At 65.3% G+C, this 18785-nt stretch carries 15 protein-coding genes; 8 read left to right on the top strand and 7 right to left on the bottom strand.

Annotation, left to right across the window (positions count from 1 at the left end; genetic code table 11):
- Positions 1-7: 7 nt before the first annotated feature.
- The 5 genes from ACF66B_RS19095 to ACF66B_RS19075 all read right to left on the bottom strand — a co-directional run bounded on the left by ACF66B_RS19095 (position 8) and on the right by ACF66B_RS19075 (position 6824).
- Positions 8-1201 (bottom strand): acetate/propionate family kinase, encoded by a 1194-nt coding sequence (locus ACF66B_RS19095; protein ID WP_111430711.1) that lies wholly within the window; start codon positions 1199-1201, stop codon positions 8-10.
- Complete coding sequence (locus ACF66B_RS19090) at positions 1198-2607, bottom strand: bifunctional enoyl-CoA hydratase/phosphate acetyltransferase (protein ID WP_111430710.1); 1410 nt, start codon at positions 2605-2607, stop codon at positions 1198-1200. Before ACF66B_RS19090 ends, ACF66B_RS19095 begins: the two co-directional genes overlap by 4 nt.
- A complete protein-coding gene (locus tag ACF66B_RS19085) occupies positions 2604-5024 on the bottom strand; it encodes a DUF3141 domain-containing protein (protein WP_111430709.1) in 2421 nt (806 codons plus the stop codon). The genes ACF66B_RS19090 and ACF66B_RS19085 overlap by 4 nt, the downstream gene beginning before the upstream one ends.
- A gap of 11 nt (positions 5025-5035) precedes the next feature.
- Positions 5036-5800 (bottom strand): enoyl-ACP reductase FabI, encoded by a 765-nt coding sequence (gene fabI / locus ACF66B_RS19080; protein ID WP_111430708.1) that lies wholly within the window; start codon positions 5798-5800, stop codon positions 5036-5038.
- Positions 5801-6410: 610 nt separating this feature from the next.
- Entirely contained in the window at positions 6411-6824 is a 414-nt protein-coding gene (locus ACF66B_RS19075) for a hypothetical protein (RefSeq protein ID WP_162683335.1), read from the bottom strand.
- Between the two features lie 154 nt (positions 6825-6978).
- Between ACF66B_RS19075 and ACF66B_RS19070 the strand changes: the two genes are divergently transcribed.
- Complete coding sequence (locus ACF66B_RS19070) at positions 6979-7461, top strand: SRPBCC family protein (RefSeq protein WP_111430707.1); 483 nt, start codon at positions 6979-6981, stop codon at positions 7459-7461.
- A 60-nt stretch (positions 7462-7521) separates the two neighbouring features.
- Here the strand turns inward: ACF66B_RS19070 and ACF66B_RS19065 are convergent, their stop codons facing one another.
- The gene (locus ACF66B_RS19065; RefSeq protein ID WP_111430706.1) at positions 7522-8697 is read right to left on the bottom strand and encodes a PHB depolymerase family esterase; all 1176 of its coding nucleotides are present in this window, start codon (positions 8695-8697) and stop codon (positions 7522-7524) included.
- Between the two features lie 374 nt (positions 8698-9071).
- On the opposite strand from ACF66B_RS19065, the gene ACF66B_RS19060 reads away from it, so the two are divergent.
- The 4 genes from ACF66B_RS19060 (at position 9072) to nadC (ending at position 13410) form a co-directional block, all read left to right on the top strand.
- Positions 9072-9785: a DUF4336 domain-containing protein gene (locus ACF66B_RS19060; protein WP_111430705.1), complete on the top strand. Its 714-nt coding sequence runs from the start codon at positions 9072-9074 to the stop codon at positions 9783-9785.
- A 142-nt stretch (positions 9786-9927) separates the two neighbouring features.
- Positions 9928-10965, top strand: coding sequence for a quinolinate synthase NadA (gene nadA, locus ACF66B_RS19055; RefSeq protein WP_111430734.1), 1038 nt, complete (start codon positions 9928-9930; stop codon positions 10963-10965).
- A 13-nt stretch (positions 10966-10978) separates the two neighbouring features.
- Positions 10979-12553 carry an L-aspartate oxidase gene (locus ACF66B_RS19050; RefSeq protein ID WP_111430704.1) on the top strand — a complete coding sequence of 525 codons (1575 nt, stop codon included), beginning with the start codon at positions 10979-10981 and terminating at the stop codon, positions 12551-12553.
- 2 nt (positions 12554-12555) lie between these two features.
- The gene (gene nadC, locus ACF66B_RS19045) at positions 12556-13410 is read left to right on the top strand and encodes a carboxylating nicotinate-nucleotide diphosphorylase (RefSeq protein ID WP_111430703.1); all 855 of its coding nucleotides are present in this window, start codon (positions 12556-12558) and stop codon (positions 13408-13410) included.
- Positions 13411-13811: 401 nt separating this feature from the next.
- Here the strand turns inward: nadC and cbbR are convergent, their stop codons facing one another.
- Positions 13812-14735, bottom strand: a complete 924-nt coding sequence (gene cbbR / locus ACF66B_RS19040) for a LysR family regulator CbbR (RefSeq protein WP_111430702.1) — start codon at positions 14733-14735, stop codon at positions 13812-13814.
- Between the two features lie 111 nt (positions 14736-14846).
- On the opposite strand from cbbR, the gene ACF66B_RS19035 reads away from it, so the two are divergent.
- Genes ACF66B_RS19035 through tkt form a run of 3 tightly spaced genes read left to right on the top strand, consistent with a single transcriptional unit; the run spans position 14847 to position 18769 of the window.
- The gene (locus ACF66B_RS19035; protein ID WP_111430701.1) at positions 14847-15854 is read left to right on the top strand and encodes a class 1 fructose-bisphosphatase; all 1008 of its coding nucleotides are present in this window, start codon (positions 14847-14849) and stop codon (positions 15852-15854) included.
- Between the two features lie 30 nt (positions 15855-15884).
- Complete coding sequence (locus ACF66B_RS19030; protein ID WP_111430700.1) at positions 15885-16757, top strand: phosphoribulokinase; 873 nt, start codon at positions 15885-15887, stop codon at positions 16755-16757.
- Positions 16758-16780: 23 nt separating this feature from the next.
- Entirely contained in the window at positions 16781-18769 is a 1989-nt protein-coding gene (gene tkt, locus ACF66B_RS19025) for a transketolase (protein WP_111430699.1), read from the top strand.
- Positions 18770-18785 lie beyond the last annotated feature (16 nt).

Here is an 18785-nt window from a genome sequence, read left to right as displayed (position 1 = left end):
TCTTCCCTCACGCCTGCGTCTCTTCTGCGAGAAGCGCCTTCGCTGCGCGCGCAATGACAAGCTCCTCGTTCGTCGGAACGACCAGGACATGGGTCCGGCTGAAGGAGCCGTTGATCCGCCGCTCGTTCCCCTCGTTCCGCTCCCGGTCCAGCTCGATGCCGATCCAGTCGAGCCCCTCGCAGATGCGCTGCCGGATATAGCGCGAGTTTTCCCCGATTCCGCCGCAGAAGACGAGCGCATCGAGCCCGCCAAGTGCGGCCGCAAGGCCGCCGAGCTCGCGCCGGGCCCGGAAGACGAAATAGTCGATCGCTTCCTTCGCCTCCGGCGTACCGGCGGCCTCCAGTGTGCGCATATCATTGGAAAGTCCGGAAATTCCGAGCAGGCCGGACTGGGTGTAGAAGAGGTCGCGCACCTCGTCGATCGTTTTCCCTTCCTGCTGCACCATGTAGAAGATCACGCCCGGGTCGATCTGGCCGGTGCGCGTCCCCATCGGCAGCCCGTCAAGTGCAGTGAAGCCCATGGTCGAGGCCACGGAGCGGCCGCCGAGCATCCCGCACATCGACGCGCCATTGCCGAGATGGGCGATGACAACACGGCCCTCGTAGAGCAGTGGTGCGAAGCGCTTCAGCTCGCCGGCGACATATTCGTAGCTCAGCCCATGAAAGCCGTACCGGCGCACGCCCTTGTCGTAATACTCCCGTGGCAGGGCGAACTCGTCGTTCACCTTCGGCTGATGCCGGTGGAAGGCCGTGTCGAAACAGGCGACCTGCAAGGCGTCCGGGAAAGCCTCGAGCGCCGCTTCTATGCCGGAAATGTTGTGCGGCTGGTGAATCGGCGCGAAGGGTGAGAACGCCCGCAGTTCGTCAAGCACCTGCGGCGTCACGTGAACCGGAAGCGTATACTTCGGGCCGCCATGAACGACGCGATGCCCGACCGCCGCCGCATGCAGGTGCGGGAACCGCTTGCGGAGCAGGGCGAGGGCCGTGCCGAGCGCGCTCTTGTGGTCCCGGGCCTCCTCCGGCGCCAATTCCTGTCGGACCTTGCCATCGAGCCCGCCGAGATCCGCCTTGAGCTGCGGCTGGCCACCGATACGCTCGACCAGACCGACGGCGAGCTGGCTCGGGGCTTCGCTAATATCGTAGACACCGAACTTCAGCGAGGAAGATCCGGCGTTGAGGGTCAGAACGATCGGCGTGGTCATTCGGCGGCAATCTCCTGCGGGATTTCCACTCCCGAGAGCCGCGCCTGATGGATCGCCGCCACCGCGCAGGACGCCAGCCGCGCCATGTCGTCATCGGCGCGCGAGGTCAGGATGATCGGCACCGACGCACCCAGAACCACGCCGGCAGCTTCGGCCTTGGCGATATACGTGAGCTGCTTGGCAAGCATGTTGCCCGCATCCAGATCAGGCACGACCAGAACCTCCGCACGTCCCGCGACCTCGGACTTGATGCCCTTCGTGCGGGCGGCCCCGAGATCGACCGCATTGTCCATGGCAAGCGGCCCCTCGACAAGCCCTCCGTGAATCTGGCCGCGATCCGCCATCTTCGAGAGCAGTGCCGCATCGACAGACGAGGCGATTGCCGGATTGACCGTCTCGACGGCTGACAGCACGCCGACCTTCGGAACGGCAATGCCAAGAGAGATCGCGAGGTCGATGGCGTTCTGCACGATATCGACCTTGGTGGGCAGGTCGGGCGCAATGTTGATCGCCGCGTCCGTCACGAGCAGCGGATGCGCAAGCCCGGGCACATCGACGACGAAGACATGCGTGAAGCGCCGCCCTGCCCTAAGCCCGTCCGGCTTGCGGAGCGCGGCATGCAGGAGGTGATCGGTATGAAGATGCCCCTTCATCAGCGCCTTGGCCCGGCCCGCGATGACGAGATCGACACCGGCATGCGCCGCTTTCGCATCCTCGTCGACGTCGATCAACTCGTAGCCGGAAATGTCCGCGCCGATTTCAGCGGCGGCGGCAAGGATCTTTGCGCGCTTGCCGATCAGAATCGGCGTGATGAGCGTTCGCTTCGCCGCCAGAACCGCACCCCCGAGGGAATTCGGCTCTTCCGGGCAGACGACCGCTGTCGGCATCGGCGGCAGGGGCCCGGCCCTGCGGATCAGCGCATCGAAATGCCGGTGGCGCTGCACGACCAGCCCCGGCAACTCATGATCGTCGAAGACCACCTTCTGCACCGGCGCGACCACGATCGCCTCGCCCGTCACGATGGGCATGCCGTCTTCGGCGCGCTTCACCTCGGTCGCAAAAACCACCGTTCCGTCCGGCCGCTTCTCTTTCAGCGTCACCTTTGCGACCAGATCCTCACCGGCATGGGCGCGCCCGACAAAGTCGAAGGTCTGCGAGCGATAGAGCGTTCCCGCCCCCGGAAGGACGTTGCCGAGCACGGCCGAGATCAGCGAGCCGACCCAAAGGCTCGGCGCCACGGGCTCGGTGCGATGGCTGCCATCGTCATCCATGCCCGGCAGATGCATCGGATTGTGATTGCCCGAGGCATTCGCAAACACATAGAGATCGTCGAGCGTGCAGACCCGATGAAGGTCCACGCTGTCGCCAACCCGAAGCTCGTCGTACGTCTTGTTCTCGCGGATCATTGCGCTGCCGTCCCTATTTCAGTGTCAGCCCCGAGCGGATCCTCCGTCACATCCTCTCGCGCCAGTGGGATGCCCAGAACCTCATGGAACCGCTGAAGCACCTCGAAGGTGTGCGGCGCCATTTCGTCGATCGGCCCCGGCACGAATTGCACGACCCGAACCGCAAGCTCGCGCGATGCGACATCCGGCAGAAGGTTCGGCAGTGTCTCGAGAGCGGCTTCCGGTTCGAAGGTCACGATGAGTGTCTGCTCGTGGATGATGCGCGCGCGCTCCTCCATGCTGAGCGACGCGAAGGGCTCGTCCTTTGTCAGAACCTTGGCCGAGCGTTCGAGCCGGTCCCGGCGCACATTGCCGCGCGATTCCGTCAGCAGGATCAGCATGCGGATCACCGCCTCCGCGAAGCCGCCGCTCGAGATATGCGCAAGCGCCGACTGCACTTCCGGCAGGAACTTGAGCGACTCCTCCGATCGCAGGGTCCGCCGCAACGCCTTGCGTTTGCCGTAGTAACGCGCCCAGGGCGTGTTCCAGATCGAGTAGAACATCATCTCGTATGTCGCATCGCGGATGTCGCGATACATGTCCATCGCCTGCGTGAAGAGATCAGCCCCCACCAGCTCGGCCTGCACGAACGGATTGTCGGGTTCCGCCGGCGCACGCGCTTCGGCGGTTGCCTGCGCGAGACCCTGAACCACGTTCATCACGGGATTGCGGCTCGACATGAGGGTGCGCTGAAGCCGCAACGGGTGCAGTTCGCGCGAGAGCTCCGCCATCGGTTCCGTGACGACGGACTGCACCACCGGCCGCACGAATGTATCGTAGAGCTCGGCCTGCATCTCGGAGTGCCGCGCCACCGCGCCGAAGGCGTCCTCGTCGGCCCGACCGTCATCGATCGCGTTGATGTCCTCGAACTTCCGCTCGACGAAGCTGACGGTATAATGGAAATCGGTTCCCTTGCCGCCCTCGACGGTCTCGATCCGCATCTCGTAGAGGCCCGGCGCCAGCGCCTCGATGGTCTTCAGGGTCGAGGCAACCTCCGTGTGCTCCTTCCTGGCAATCTGCGAGGAAACGAAGATCCCGAGATGGCCGATCTGATCGTGCAGCACGTAGATGATGCGCTGGCCGCGGATCCGGATCTCCTCGACGCTTGCATAGGTGTCGACAATCCAGTTGAGCGCCTGCTGCGGCGGCGTGATGTTGTCGCCATGGCTCGCGAAGACGATCACGGGCGCGCGGACCTTCTTGAGATCGATCGGCCGCCCGGTCTCGAGATAAGCCTCGTTGCGGGTAAGCTTGTTGCCGACGAAGAGCTGCTCGACGATCCAGTGGATCTCCGCCTCGTTGAGCAGGAAATATCCGCCCCACCACTTCTCGAACTCGAGAAAGCGTTTCCGGCCGGTGTCGACCGTTGCGAACATGTCGTAGTATTTGCGGAAATAGTTCCGGCTCGGGTTGAGCATCTCGAAATTCGAGACGAGATGGGCGCCGTCGAACACCCCTGCCCCCATGTCGGACCAGAACATCGGCTGCCAGGTGCCGCCGAGCACGCCGCCGTTGTAGCGCATCGGGTTGGTGCCGACCTCGCCCGACCAGGTCGCGACCGGCGCACCGCTCAGCACGATGGGACCGGTGATCTCCGGGTGGGTTGCGGCCAGCACCAACACCGCCCAGCCGCCCTGGCAGTTGCCGATGATCACGGGGCGCGGGCTGTCGGGATGGCGTCGCGTCACCGCGCGTACAAATTCGGCTTCGGCATGGGTCACATCCGCAAGCCGCTGACCCGGCTCGGGCGCCCGCTTGAAGCTCACGAAATAGACCGGATGACCCGCGCGCAATGCCACACCGACCTGACTGTCGGGCTTGAAGCCACCGATGCCGGAGCCATGGCCGGCACGCGGATCAACAATGATGTAGGGCCGCTTCGTCTCGGTGACGGAAACGCCTTCGGGCGGAACGATGCGGAGCAGCTGATAGTTGCAGGGCGGCGTGACATCCGCCCCGTCGATCACCACCTCGCAGTCGTAGACAAGGACCGGCGGGCATCCCGCCGCCTCGTGTTCAAGAAAGATGTCGCCGCGCTCGCGCAGCACATCAGTCGCCAGCAGCATCCGCTGGCCACGATCGCGGAGGTAGGCCATCCAGTCGTTCAGGAGGTCACCCCCCGCGCGCTCGGCATCCGTCATCTTCCGCGCACATTCCGCAAGGCTCTCCAGTGTTGCCTGGGTGCGCTCGGAATGGGTACGGGCGATGCTCGAGGTATGCTTCGATATGGATCGCATCATGAGTTCGCCGGCGGAATTCAGGTCCTTGTATTCCGTGGCGAACTTTTCCAGCCTTTCGCCGGGGGAGCTGGAGATCTGGCCGAATGCGGAGCGGGTGAAGTCCTGAGCCTTCTGGTAGCGCGGAAGCGAGTTTCTCATGTCGATATCCTTCAGCCTACGATGCTGTAGCCGCCGTCGATGGGATGAACTCCACCCGTCACGTTGAATGCCTCTCTGCTGGCGAGAAATGCCGCATAGGCACCCACGTCATCGATGGTCGCCAGCATGTGGGTGGGCGCACGCGCCGCGGCCGCGTTCAGGAGATCGTCGAACTCGGCGATCCCCGAAGCTGCCCGGGTCTTGAGGGGCCCCGGTGACAGCGCGTGAACCGAGATGCCCTTCGGGCCCATTTCGGCCGCGGCATAACGCACGACGGATTCGAGCGCGGCCTTGACCGGCCCCATCACGTTGTAATGCTCGACCACCTTCTCCGAGCCGTAGAAGGAGACGGTCATGCAGGTGCCACCCTCGTGCATCAGCGGCTCGGCGAGCCGTATCATGCGCAGGAAGGAATGCACCGAGATGTCCATCGCGAGGCCGAACCCCTCGGACGAACAATCAACGACCCGGCCGTGAAGATCCTCCTTCGGGCAGAAGGCAATGGAATGGAGCAGTGTGTCGAGCCGACCCCATTTCGAGCCGATCTCGGCATAGAGAGCTTCCAGCTCGCCAGGCCTGCTGACATCGAGCGGCATGAAGATCTCTGCCTCGAGTTCTTCGGCAATCGGCCTCACGAACCGTTCCGCCTTTTCGTTGAGATAGGTGACTGCGATATCCGCCCCCATCTGTCGCATTGCGCGCGCACAGCCGTAGGCAATGGACTGATCGTTCGCGATACCCACAATGAGAGCCTTCTGGCCCGCCAGTGAAAACATTCAGGTCTCCGATTCTGCAGCGCAAACACTTCGGATCTATGTTGCATTGCAGCAACTTTAACGACTTTTGAGGAGGGGGGAAGGCCAGATATGGAAATAGTTTTCGGCAATCATGGAAACTTTAGATCGCAGCTGAATGGTTTGCTTTTGCAGCATTCTTCCCTGCATCGCAAAAAGAAACGCACCCGAGCCATAAGGCCTATGCGGGGATCTTGCTGCGCTCATGCCTCGCCTCATCCTGTCCTATCAGGCCCGGAAGACGAAACCGTGACCATCGGCGTCACACCCCGCCCTTCGGCCGGGCTAGACAAGGTCGCGCCGGCGAGCGCCGCGCCTATCCCCTCGATATTTCTGTAATATTACCGAAAAGTTACGGCATAACGCGGTGCAGCGTGCGGCAACGGGAAAATGCCCCGGCACGTTTGCCCGTCAGCCCGATCCGAATTTTTCCGAACGGACGGCCTTCCGCATCGAACGGCGCCTCTGGCAGCCCCGCGAAACCAGAGCTTCTCTGGCAAGCAACCGCCCCGGAGTTCGCAGTGTGGACCGCCAGCCGCAGCTCACCGCGCAACGCCAGCGCACGGGAAACAAGACGCGCCCAATTCCCCGCTCACCGGCACAGCAAGCCATCCAGGTCTGAGCTTGCAGTAAATACCCGTTTTGAGATCACATGACATTGTTCGCAAGGGTGCTTCTCGCCGATGAACGGATGAGGCCGAAACGATTCAGCGAACCAATTTCCCGGCAAAGCTCCCGGATCCGCATGCAGCTCGTAAACCCGGATTTCGCAATCAAGGGCCCTCATCGCCTGTTTGATGTAATCAGAAGGCATCCGATGATACTCCAGCAATTCCGATGCCTTCTCAGCCTGGGATTGAATGTCAGGGTGCGGTATGACCCCCGGCCTTCGGGAGATATCATTGACAAACTGGTCACAGGCGTCGGTCATCGAGGCAGAGCGAATGCGGTTCGCGCGGAACCGGCCCGGACCCAGGAGTCGGTCCGGATCCTTGAATTCGGCCACGATCCAATTGCAGACTGCGATTCAATCTGAAGCGGGTTTGGTCTAATATCGGGTGAGACCGCCCCAACCGGACAGGCATGCCGCTCCGGAACTCCTGTCCTTAGACCCGAACACCGGAGCGAACGCCGGCCCAAGACCAGAAAGACAGCCAGACATGGACAGCCCACACCTCGACACCGCTGCCGAACATGAACTTGTGCTCGACCGGCTGCTTGCCGCGCCCCGCCCGGCGATATGGCGCGCCTGGACCCAGCCGGAGTTGCTCTGCCGCTGGTTCACGCCGCTGCCCTGGACGACACCCGCAGCCGAAATCGATCTCCGGCCCGGCGGCGCCTTCAACGTTACGATGCGCAGCCCGGACGGCGAGGAATTCCCGAACGAGGGCGTGATCCTTGATCTCGAGCCAGAACGCCGCCTCGTATCGACGGATGCCTACAGGGCAGGATGGCGGCCAAGCGAGAAGCCTTTCATGACCCTTGTCCTCACTCTCGATGATGAAGGGGAGGGCACACGCTATACCGCACGCGTGAGGCACTGGAGTGCCGAAGACCGCGCCCGCCATGAAGCCATGGGCTTCCACAGCGGATGGGGTCAATGCGCCGATCAGCTCGAAGCTCTTGCAAAGGAAATTGCCTGAAGGCGCTGCCTGCGGCGCGAACCTGCCGCAAGAGGCCGCACAGACCCTGTCACACGTGACTCACGCCGCGCGGGATACCGGCTCGCGGAGAAAGAACCGCATCATCTCCTTCGATGCATCCGGTCCTTCGGGGTCGGTGAAGCTGCCGCCCGGCCTCCCGCCGGACCAGGCATGTCCAGCCCCGTCAATCATCCAGCTTTCGACCTCGGGAACACCGCCGCCCCCCTCGATGAGCAACCGCCGAAAGGCCCGCCCGCCCGGGGCATACCCCTCTTCCTCTCGGATCTCCCCCTGAGGAAGCCGCGCCCGCGCCGCGCGCACGATGCGCTCCGCATTGGCCGGGTGAACCATCCGGTCCGCGCCACCGTGAAAGACGATCATCCGCGGCAGCGGCGCGTCACGTTCAAGTTCCCCGGCATGACCAAACTCGCCGCGCATGGCTGCAAACGCGCTCAGGACATCGCTCGCCGCACCCGGCGCGATCCCGGAATGCACACCGACCGCCTCGAAAAGATCAGGATAGGTCTCGGCAAGAATAGCGGCCATCGCCCCACCCGCCGACAGGCCCGCTGCATAGACGCGCCCGGACGCGAGCCCGTAGACCTCGCCCAGATGCTCGACGAGACCTGCAAGGATCGCCGGCTCTCCGGCACCGCGCATCTGGTCGCCCGGCCGGAACCAGTTCCAGCACTGCATCATGCTGTGGGCACTCGTCTGAGCCGGATAGGCCACGATCAGTCCCTCGCGCTCGGCAAGCGCGTTCATGTCGGTCCCGATCGCAAAATCCTCCGGACTTTGCGTACACCCATGCAGCATGAGCAGGAGCCCTTCCGCCCGCCGCGTTACCAGAGAGGGCACGTAGAGCCGATAATCCCGTGCGCCCGCCTTGCAGGCGAAGCTGTGGGTATGAAACCCGGCGCCGTCCGGCACCTCGACGTCCGGCGCGGGCCCGCGCAGCCGGTCTGCTACCTCTCCGAGCGCCGCGCGCCCGCCGCGCAGCAGCCGGACTGCCTCACCCAAGGTCCGCTGCGGTGCGCCCGCATCGGCCTGGCCCGCATCCGAACCGGGCGCGCCGGCCCAGCTTTCGGGCTCCTCGCCAAATCCCGATACGCGCCGACGCGGGCTGCCCCCCGATCCGGAGAAGGTCCGGTGGAGAAGCCCAGCGGTCGCTCCGAGCGGACGCCGACGCAGCGCACGGCCTGCCTCGCGCAACGACGTCATGAAATCCTCACTCACTGCCCGTTCCTCCTTGCGCGATCGTTCGGATCACGAGATGCCTTTGCGCTCCCGACCGTTCCGGCCGCTCACACCTGAACGCCTGCTTCAGACGATCGCTCCGCCGTTATGCACGCAAAGCAGTTTCAACAACGTATCCAGCGCTGCGGCGTACGCGCCGTACTGAAAGCTCGATGCACGGCACCGCACCACGCGATCTTCGACCCGAAATCACCGCCAGCAGCACCATTTATGCGCTGATCCTTCCAGAAATATGGGTATATGAATTCGCATACGCAATATTTCTTTTGCGGCGCAACCTCCCCGCCCTTTACGTGGCTTGCCGGCCGCCGGCGTGATAAGGACAGAATGCTCTTCGCAGGGAGAGAAACGCCATGTCAGCGCAACTCGTGCCGTTCGGACCTGATATCTGGACATGCGAGGGTCCGACGGTGCCGTTCTACGCCGGGTTTCGCTACCCGACCCGGATGGCCGTGATCCGCCTCGCGTCAGGCGGCCTCTTCGTCTGGTCTCCCATCGCGCTTTCAGAGCCACTTCGGGCGGAGGTCAACGCTCTCGGGCCGGTTCAGGAGGTCGTTTCTCCCAACCTGCTGCACCATCTTTTCCTCGGGCACTGGAAGGCCGCATGGCCGGAGGCCCGGCTTCATGCCGCGCCCGGCCTGACGCGGCGTCGCACGGATCTCGCCTTCGATACCATACTCGGCGATGAACCCGACCCCGCCTGGCAGGGTCAGATCGATCAGCAACCGCTTCACGGCAGTTTCGCGATGACGGAAGTTGTCTTCTTCCACCTGGCAAGCAGGACAGCGATCTTCGCCGATCTGATCGAAAACCTGCCGCAGGACTGGGTGAGCGGCTGGCGCGCGGTCGCTGCCCGCCTTGACGGCATTGTCGCCCCGCACCCGGGTGCGCCGCGCGAATGGCGCGCGAGCTTCCTCGATCGCGGCGCCGCGCGGCAGGCCCTCGAGCGCATTCTCGCCTGGCCGATCGAGCGGGCGATCATCGCGCATGGGGCATGCCCCGCCGGGGATGCCGCCACCTTCGTCGGGGACGCGTTTTCCTGGCTAGGTGGCCGGGCCCCGGGCTGAGCCGCGCCCGCCTCCACCGCAGCTTGAGGTCCCGCTTCTGGAAAAAAAGTGCGCAGATCTCCATATCTGGTGGAAACAGTCGCGCCAAAGTCATAAAACGCCGCGTCAGCCCGTGGGGGGAGGAAGGAAATTGCTGGACACCATGCTTTTGAGGTCCACGCTCGCCGAGCATTATGATCTCGTACCATCGCTCGACAAGGCCGAGGCAACGAAAGAGATCTACGCGCGTACCGATCGTGTGATCTCGCCGGCGGACTGGGCGATCTATGCACCCTATGTGCTTGAGATCAACAGGCTGAAGAAGAAACGCAACGCGTTCATTCTGGCCCATAATTACATGACGCCCGAGATCTATCACGGCGTGGCCGACTACGTCGGCGACAGCCTTCAGCTCGCCATCAAGGCGACCGAAGTGACCGCGGATGTGATCGTGCAGTGCGGCGTTCATTTCATGGCCGAGACCTCGAAGATCCTCAATCCGTCGAAGACCGTTCTCATCCCCGACATGACGGCGGGATGCTCCCTCGCCGAATCGATCACCGCCGAGGGCGTGGAGGAGATGCGCGCGAAATATCCCGGCGCACCGGTCGTGAGCTATGTGAACACCACCGCGGAAGTGAAGGCTGCATCCGACATTTGCTGCACCTCCGCCAACGCGCTCCAGATCGTCGAGGCGATGGAAAGCGACACGGTCATCATGACCCCGGACCAGTATCTGGCCCAGAATGTCGCCAATGCCTCGACCAAGAAGGTCGTGTTCTGGCCGGGCTCCTGCATCGTGCACGAGCTCTACACCGCCGAGGATCTCCGGGCCTACCGGGAGTTCGAGCCCGACACCAAGATCATCGCGCATCCCGAATGCACACCCGAGGTTGTCGCGGAGGCCGATTTCACCGGCTCGACCAGCGGCATCATCGACTGGGTGCACAAGCACAAGCCCGCCAAGGCCATGCTCGTCACCGAATGCTCCATGGCTGCCAACATTTCGGACGAGCTGCCCGAGGTCGAGTTCGCAAAGCCCTGCAACATGTGCCCCTACATGAAGAAGATCTCGCTCGAGAAGATCCTCTATTCGCTCCACACCATGAGCGAGGAGGTCGTCGTCGATCCCGAGATCTCCGCGAAGGCGCGCGTGGCGATCGAGCGCATGATCGACCTGTCCCGCTCTCTCGCCCGCTGACGAGCTGCCGCCGATGACCGCCCAGACCATCGAGACCGGCCGTGTCGTCATCGTCGGCGCGGGCCTTGGGGCCCTCTATGCCGCGCTGCGCCTCGCGCCGCGGCCGGTGGTGGTCGTATCACCCGAGACCCTTGGCGCGGGCGCCAGCTCGGCCTGGGCGCAGGGCGGCGTTGCCGCGGCGATGGACGCTCGCGACACGGCCGCCTCCCATGCCCATGACACCGAGATCGCGGGCGCCGGCATCGTCGATCATGATGTCGCAACCCGCGTGACCGAAGCCGCGCGCGAGCACATCCTGGCGCTCACCCGGATCGGCGCGCCCTTCGACCGGACACCCGAGGGCGGCTATGTGCTCTCGCGCGAAGCCGCACACAGCTTCGCGCGCGTCGTGCGCGTGCGGGGCGACCAGGCGGGCCGGGAAATCATGCAGGCCCTCATTGCCGAGGTCCGCGCGACGCCCTCGGTCCAGATTCTCGAAGGCGCCATGGCAACGGGGCTCGAGACCGAAGGCGGCCGCGTCACCGGCCTGCGCATCACATCCTCCGGCCCTGTCGGCTCGGCGCCCATCCTGCTCAAGGGGCCGGCCTATCTGCTTGCGGGCGGCGGCTCGGGCGGGCTTTTCGCTCTCACCACCAATCCCCCGCGCATTCGCGGCCAGGTGATCGGCATGGCGGCCCGCGCGGGCGCCGTGATCGCCGATGCCGAATTTGTCCAGTTCCATCCGACCGCCATCGACACCGGCGAAGACCCGGCGCCCCTCGCGACCGAAGCCCTGCGCGGAGAAGGCGCCGTGCTCATCAACCGCGACGGCGAGCGCTTCATGCTGAGCGTTCATCCGGATGCCGAGCTCGCACCGCGCGACATCGTCGCCCGTGCCATCTTTGCCCAGAGCCAGGCCGGGCTCCGGCCGATGCTCGACACCCGCGCCGTGCTCGGCAAGCGCATCCTCACCGAGTTTCCCGCCGTCACCGAAGCCTGCATCCGCGCCGGCCTCGATCCTGTCCAGGCCCCGATCCCGGTGGCGGCGGCCGCACATTACCATATGGGCGGCATCGAGGCCGACGCCTCCGGGCGCACGAGCCTCGCTGGCCTCTGGGTCTGCGGCGAGGCAAGCTCGACGGGCCTCCACGGCGCCAACCGCCTTGCGTCCAACGGCCTTCTCGAGGCGCTTGTCTACGCCGATCTCTGCGCCCGCGACATCGATGCGTCCTGTCGCACCTCCCCCGACCAGCCCGCAGCCTCGATCGACGTGCGTTTCGAAGGCACGAGCGATCAGCCCGACCCGGGCGCCATGGCCGAACTGCGCCGCACCATGACCGATTGCGTGGGCGTCGTGCGCGATGCGACCGGCCTTCGACACGCGCTTCGCACCATCGCCCGGCTCGAGGCCACCGCGGGCGGCTCTGCCTCCTTCCTCAACATGACCGCAACCGCGACGCTCATCGCGGCCGCGGCCTGGCTGCGCGAGGAGTCCCGTGGCGGCCACTTCCGCACGGACTTCCCGAACCCCCGCCCCGAGCTTGCCCATCGCAGCCGAATGACTCTCGCCGACGCGCTCACCCTGCGCGGCCGGTTGTCCGAGGAGTGAGAATGAGGACCGCCTACAATACCCTGCCCGACCTGATGCTTGAACCTCTGGTGCGCAATGCGCTGCTGGAGGATCTCGGCCTTTCGGGCGACGTCACCACCCGGGCGGTCATTCCCTACGCCACGACATGGCAGGCCCGCATGGTCGCGCGGGAACCGGGGATCGTCTCCGGCATGCAGATCGCGGCGCTTGCCTTCCGTCTCGTCGATGCCGAGCTCGACATTCGCGTCATCGTGCCCGACGGCGCACCCTGCGCCCCGGGCGATCTCCTGATGGAAATCACCGGCCGGGCCCATTCGCTGCTGCAGGCCGAGCGCGTTGCCCTCAACTTCGCGGGCCGCATGGCCGGCATCGCGACCCAGACGGCCGCCTTTGCCGCCGAGACCCGAGGCACCGACGCCCGCATCGCCTGCACCCGCAAGACCACACCCGGCCTGCGGATCATCGAGAAACAGGCGGTGATCCACGGCGGCGGCCACCCCCACCGCTACAGCCTTGGCGATGCCGTCCTCATCAAGGACAACCATATCGCCGCAGCCGGCGGCGTGCGCGAGGTGCTGGAGGCCGCCCATGCCGTGACCTCGCACATGATGCGCATCGAGATCGAGGTGGACCGACTCGACCAGCTCGAGGAGGTGATCGCTGCGGGCGGCGCGGATGTCGTGCTGCTCGACAACATGGACACCGAGACAATGCGGCGCGCGGTCGAAATGGTCGATCGTCGCATGATCACCGAGGCCTCCGGCAACATGCGACTGGAGCGCATCGCCGCCGTCGCCGCCACCGGAGTTGACTACATTTCGGTCGGGGCCCTCACCCACTCGGTCCGCACCCTAGACCTTGGTCTCGATTTCTGACCGGACCCGGGCTCTCCGGCACCCGACAATCAACTGGGCGCGCGGGTGACGCCATAGGTGCCCGGCACAACGGTTCGTGGCGGATGGCAGCCCGGATCGTGCCCAGGTGTTCAGCCGGCCGACCGCCCGGTCCAGGTTTCGTCAGCGTTGCGGCACCGCGCGAACTGACCCCTCCGCGAGCCCGGCGAAGCCTGCCCCGGCAACCTTCCCCGTCCGGCAGGGGCCGCAGCGAGACACCGCCCCCTGATCTCTGCCGAAGGCCTCGATCCGCGGCACCCGAACCGCGGCCTGTCACCTCGCCCCCCGCCGGCAGCGCCCGCCCGTGAGGCAGCGGCGGCACCGAGCTCGAGACCGCGCCAAACCACCCGCTGCACCGCAGCATTCCGCAACACGACGGCCGCTCAAATCGTTGGCAGGAAGGAGCCGCCGAGACCGGCGATATGCGCGAAGACCCGCTGGATCGTCGGCGTCAGGTCGAGGTCCTGCCGATGGAGCAGGAACCAGGTCCGCGCGATCGGCAACCCCTCATGGTCGAGGCACACCAGCCGCCCCGAGCGCAGCTCTTCCGTCACCGTGTGCTGCGAGATGAGCGCGATGCCGAGATTTGCCATCACCGCCTGCTTGATCGTCTCGTTGGTACCCATTTCGATCATCCGGTAAGGCGTCCCCTCGCCGATCCGGTCGAGATAGCGCGTCATCAGGATGCGCGTGCCCGAGCCCTCCTCGCGCCCGAAAAAGGTTTCGTCGAGCAGGGCACCGGCGGTGAAACGCCCGGCCTTTGCCAGTGGGTTCTCGGGCGAGGCAATCAGCACATGCGGATGCGCGCCCAACGGCACAGAAACCACCGGAGGCGTGCGCGGCGGGCGCCCCATGATCACAAGCTCGACCGTGCCTTGCTGCAAAGCGGCAAGAATGGAATCCCGATTGCCGACGCGGAGGATGACGTCGATGTCCGGAAAGGCCCGGCGGAGCTGCGCAACGAGCCCCGGCGCGAAGTATTTTCCCGTGCTCACAACGCCAAGGATCACCACGCCCGCCTGCCCTTCGCGAAGCGCGCGAACCTTCTCCACGCATCCCTGAAGCGCCACGCGGATGGTCTCCTCGGCAGCGGCCACAGCCCGCCCCTCCGGCGTGAGTTCGAACCGCCCGGAAGAGGTCCGGTCGATCAGCTTGCAGCGGAAGTTCTCCTCGATGGCGCGGATCTGGCTGTGAACCGCAGGCGGCGTCAGCCCCGTCGCCTCAGCCGCGCCCTTGATCGAGCCCTGCTCCGCCACCGCCCGGACGGCGCGAATCTGCTTCAGCGTGATCGCTTCGAGACGCGGCATTAGATTTTCCTGAATCCTGGTTCCAATATTTTAAATTTTCTATTCCCCCGCAGTGTGGAAAGACAAGATCAAAGCGCAGCAGACGCAATCGAACAGACAGGGTGGACCAACATGTTAGCGGAACCTTCGGCCATTGATGCCCGCCACGTTCCCGAGCCGCTCTTTCCGGCAGTCAATGCGATCTGCCGGATTTCGGCAGGGCTTTCGGCGAAGATCGCGCAGGGTCCGCTCGGCCAGTCCCTCGGCGACCATGTCGGCGGCACCGGCCACGGCGACGATCAGAAGGCGCTCGACGTGATCGCGGATGAGGCCTTTGCCGCGGCACTGCCCGGCACCGGCGTGCGCTACTACGCCTCCGAAGAACGCGAGACAGCAATCGACATCGACCCCGAGGGCCGGCTCGCGCTCGCCATGGACCCGCTCGACGGGTCTTCCAACATCGACGTAAACGTCTCGATCGGCACGATCTTCTCGATCTTCGAGGCCCGGGAGACGGCCGAGGCGAGCTTCCTGCGCCCGGGATCGGAACAGATCGCCGCAGGTTACGTGATCTACGGCCCACACACCGCGCTGATGCTGACCTTCGGCAAGGGCACGCTCCATTTCGTCCTCGACCGCCAGACCCGGCGCTTCGAGCTTGTCGAGCAGGCGGTCAGCCTTCCGGCGCGCACCCGCGAATTCGCGATCAACACCTCGAACTACAGCCGCTGGGTGAAGCCGGTCCGGGCCTATGTGGATGATTGCCTCGCGGGCGAGAACGGTCCGCGCCAGGGCACGTTCAACATGCGCTGGATCGCCTCTCTCGTCGCCGAGACCCACCGTATCCTGACGCGCGGCGGCATCTTCCTTTACCCCGGCGACGAGCGTCCGGCCTACCGACAGGGGCGGCTGCGCATGGTCTACGAATGCGCGCCCATCGCCTTCATCATCGAGCAGGCCGGCGGACGCGCCACTGATGGCAGCACACCCATCCTCTCGAAAAGCGCCAGCGCGCTTCACGCACGCACACCCCTCGTCTTCGGATCCTCCAACGAGGTGACGCGCGTGGCGACCTATCACGACGAACCCGAGGACGAGGTTTCCGCCCTTTTCGGGTCCCGCGGCCTCTTCCGCGCCTGATCCGCTCCAGATGCCAGAAAAAGAAGTGAAATGAGCAAGAAGCATCCCATCATCTCGGTCACAGGCTCCTCCGGCGCGGGCACGACGACGGTCAAGCATACCTTCGACCAGATCTTCCGCCGCGAGGGCATCAAGGCGGCCACCATCGAGGGCGATGCCTTCCACCGCTACGACCGTGCGGCGATGAAGGCCGAGCTTGAGGCACGCAAGGCCGCAGGCGACGAGACCTTCAGCCATTTCAGCTACGACGCCAACGTCCTCGACAAGCTTGAAGAGGTCTTCCGGAGCTACGGCGAGACCGGGGCGGGCACGACCCGCCATTATGTCCACGACGAGACCGAAGCCGCCCGCTGGAATGCCGCGCCCGGCACCTTCACCGAATGGGAACCCATCGCGGAAGGCTCCGACCTGCTCTTCTACGAGGGCCTGCACGGCGCGGTCGTCAACGACGCGGTAAATCTCGCCACGCTCGCGGATCTCAAGATCGGCGTGGTGCCGGTCATCAATCTGGAATGGATCCAGAAGATCCACCGCGACAAGGCCAGCCGCGGCTACACCACAGAGGCTGTCACCGACACGATCCTGCGCCGGATGCACGCCTACGTGCACTGCATCTGCCCGCAGTTCATCGAGACGGACGTGAATTTCCAGCGTGTTCCGGTGGTCGATACCTCCGACCCCTTCATCGCGCGCTGGATCCCGACCGCCGACGAGAGCCTCGTGGTGATCCGCTTCAAGAGCCCGCGCGGCATCGATTTTCCCTATCTCATCTCGATGATCCAGGGGAGCTGGATGTCCCGCGCCAATTCCATCGTCATTCCGGGCGGCAAGATGGATCTCGCGATGCAGCTCATCTTCACGCCGATGGTCAAGCGCCTCGTCACCGAGTCCCGGCGCGCCTGAGCGCGGCCCGAGGGAGAAAGAACATGAACAAGATCACCCCGATTTCGAAGACCACCGAAGACCTCATGGCCAATGCGATCCGGGTGCTCGCCATGGACGCGGTGGAGGCCGCCAGCTCCGGCCACCCCGGCGCGCCGATGGGCATGGCCGATGTCGCAACCGTTCTCTTCAACCGCTTCATGAAGATCGACCCGGCGGACGCCGCCTGGCCCGACCGCGACCGGTTCGTCATGTCGGCGGGTCACGGCTCCATGCTGGTCTATGCCATCAATCACCTGCTCGGCTACGATGACATGCCCATGTCGCAGCTCCGCGCCTTCCGCCAGATGGGCTCCCGCACCGCCGGCCATCCCGAATATGGCCACGCCAAGGGCATCGAGACCACCACCGGCCCGCTCGGTCAGGGCATCACCACTGCGGTCGGCATGGCACTCGCCGAGCGGATGCAGAATGCCCGCTTCGGCGATGGCTTGGCCGATCACTTCACCTATGTCATCGCGGGCGATGGCTGCCTGATGGAAGGGATCAGCCACGAGGCCATCGACTTTGCAGGCCATCTCGGCCTCGGTCGCCTGATCGTCTTCTGGGACGACAACGGCATCACCATCGACGGCGCGACCGACCTCTCCACCTCGACGAGCCAGCCCGCGCGCTTCGCCGCCGCCGGCTGGCATGTCCAGGAGATCGACGGACACGACAAGGAGGCGATTGCCGCCGCGATTGATGCGGCCCAGAGCGATCCCCGCCCCTCTCTCGTCGCCTGCAAGACCCTCATCGGCTTCGGTGCCCCCAACAAGCAGGGCACCGCAGCAACCCATGGCGCCCCTCTCGGTGCCGAAGAGATTGCCGCCACCCGCGAAGCACTCGGATGGGCCTCCCCTCCGTTCGAGATGCCTTCGGAGATCTATGCGGGCTGGCGCGCGGTCGCCGAACGCGGCGCAAGGGCGCGCGCAGCCTGGGAGGCCCGCCGCACAGGGGCGCCTGAGGCCGCTGCATTCGAGGCCTCCCTCCTCGGCCCTGATGCCGATGCGCTGCGTTCGGCGATCCGGAACCACACGCGAAAGCTCTCGGAGGAAGCGCCGAAGGTCGCGACCCGCAAGGCCTCGGAAATGGCGCTCGAAGTGGTGAATGCCACCCTTCCCAACACCATCGGCGGCTCTGCCGATCTCACCGGTTCGAACAATACCCGAAGCAGGGGCATGACCCCGGTCCGGCCCGGCGATTTCAGCGGCAACTACATCCACTATGGCATCCGCGAACACGCGATGGCCGCGATCATGAACGGGATTTCGCTCCACGGCGGCTTCATCCCCTATGGCGGCACCTTCCTCGCCTTCGCCGACTACTGCCGTCCGGCGATCCGGCTCTCCGCCCTGATGGCGCGTCCGGTCATCTATGTCATGACCCACGACTCGATCGGCCTCGGCGAGGATGGCCCGACGCACCAGCCCGTCGAGCACCTGGCCTCGCTCCGCGCCATGCCCAACCTCGATGTGTTCCGCCCCGCCGATGCGGTAGAAACCGCCGAGGCCTGGGAATGCGCCCTGCTCTCCACGAGCACGCCATCCGTCCTCTGCCTCTCGCGCCAGGGCCTTCCCACCCTGCGCACCAGACATGCGGGTGAGAACCTCACCGCCCGCGGCGCCTATGTGCTCCGCGAAACGGATGGGCCGCGCGATGTGACGCTCATCGCCACCGGCTCCGAGGTCGAGATTGCCATGCAGGCCGCCGAGGTGCTCGCCGTCGACGGCATCGAGGCCGCGGTGGTCTCCGCCCCCTGCTTCGAGCGCTTCGCGGCAGAGGACGAGAGCTATCGCGCCGGAGTTCTCGGCACCGCCCGGCGCATCGGCATCGAGGCCGCGGTCCGGCAGGGCTGGTGCACCATGCTCGCGACGACGGACGTCTTCATCGGCATGACCGGCTTCGGCGCATCGGCGCCCGCCCCCGAGCTTTACCGGCATTTCGGCATCACCCCGGAGGCCGTCGTCGAAGCGGCCCGGCGCCTCGTCTGACGCGGCGGCAAGACAA

This window comes from Amaricoccus sp. B4, from assembly GCF_043226085.1.
Lineage (GTDB): Bacteria > Pseudomonadota > Alphaproteobacteria > Rhodobacterales > Rhodobacteraceae > Amaricoccus.
The sequence above is the reverse complement of the archived record's forward strand: the minus strand, read 5'-3'. Positions and strand labels throughout refer to the sequence as shown.

Coding starts and splice junctions, on each gene's coding strand:
- ACF66B_RS19095 (WP_111430711.1), bottom strand. CDS start 1,201: ATGACCACGCCGATCGTTCTGACCCTCAACGCCGGATCTTCCTCGCTG.
- ACF66B_RS19090 (WP_111430710.1), bottom strand. CDS start 2,607: ATGATCCGCGAGAACAAGACGTACGACGAGCTTCGGGTTGGCGACAGC.
- ACF66B_RS19085 (WP_111430709.1), bottom strand. CDS start 5,024: ATGAGAAACTCGCTTCCGCGCTACCAGAAGGCTCAGGACTTCACCCGC.
- fabI (WP_111430708.1), bottom strand. CDS start 5,800: ATGTTTTCACTGGCGGGCCAGAAGGCTCTCATTGTGGGTATCGCGAAC.
- ACF66B_RS19070 (WP_111430707.1), top strand. CDS start 6,979: ATGGACAGCCCACACCTCGACACCGCTGCCGAACATGAACTTGTGCTC.
- ACF66B_RS19060 (WP_111430705.1), top strand. CDS start 9,072: ATGTCAGCGCAACTCGTGCCGTTCGGACCTGATATCTGGACATGCGAG.
- nadA (WP_111430734.1), top strand. CDS start 9,928: ATGCTTTTGAGGTCCACGCTCGCCGAGCATTATGATCTCGTACCATCG.
- ACF66B_RS19050 (WP_111430704.1), top strand. CDS start 10,979: ATGACCGCCCAGACCATCGAGACCGGCCGTGTCGTCATCGTCGGCGCG.
- nadC (WP_111430703.1), top strand. CDS start 12,556: ATGAGGACCGCCTACAATACCCTGCCCGACCTGATGCTTGAACCTCTG.
- cbbR (WP_111430702.1), bottom strand. CDS start 14,735: ATGCCGCGTCTCGAAGCGATCACGCTGAAGCAGATTCGCGCCGTCCGG.
- ACF66B_RS19035 (WP_111430701.1), top strand. CDS start 14,847: ATGTTAGCGGAACCTTCGGCCATTGATGCCCGCCACGTTCCCGAGCCG.
- ACF66B_RS19030 (WP_111430700.1), top strand. CDS start 15,885: ATGAGCAAGAAGCATCCCATCATCTCGGTCACAGGCTCCTCCGGCGCG.
- tkt (WP_111430699.1), top strand. CDS start 16,781: ATGAACAAGATCACCCCGATTTCGAAGACCACCGAAGACCTCATGGCC.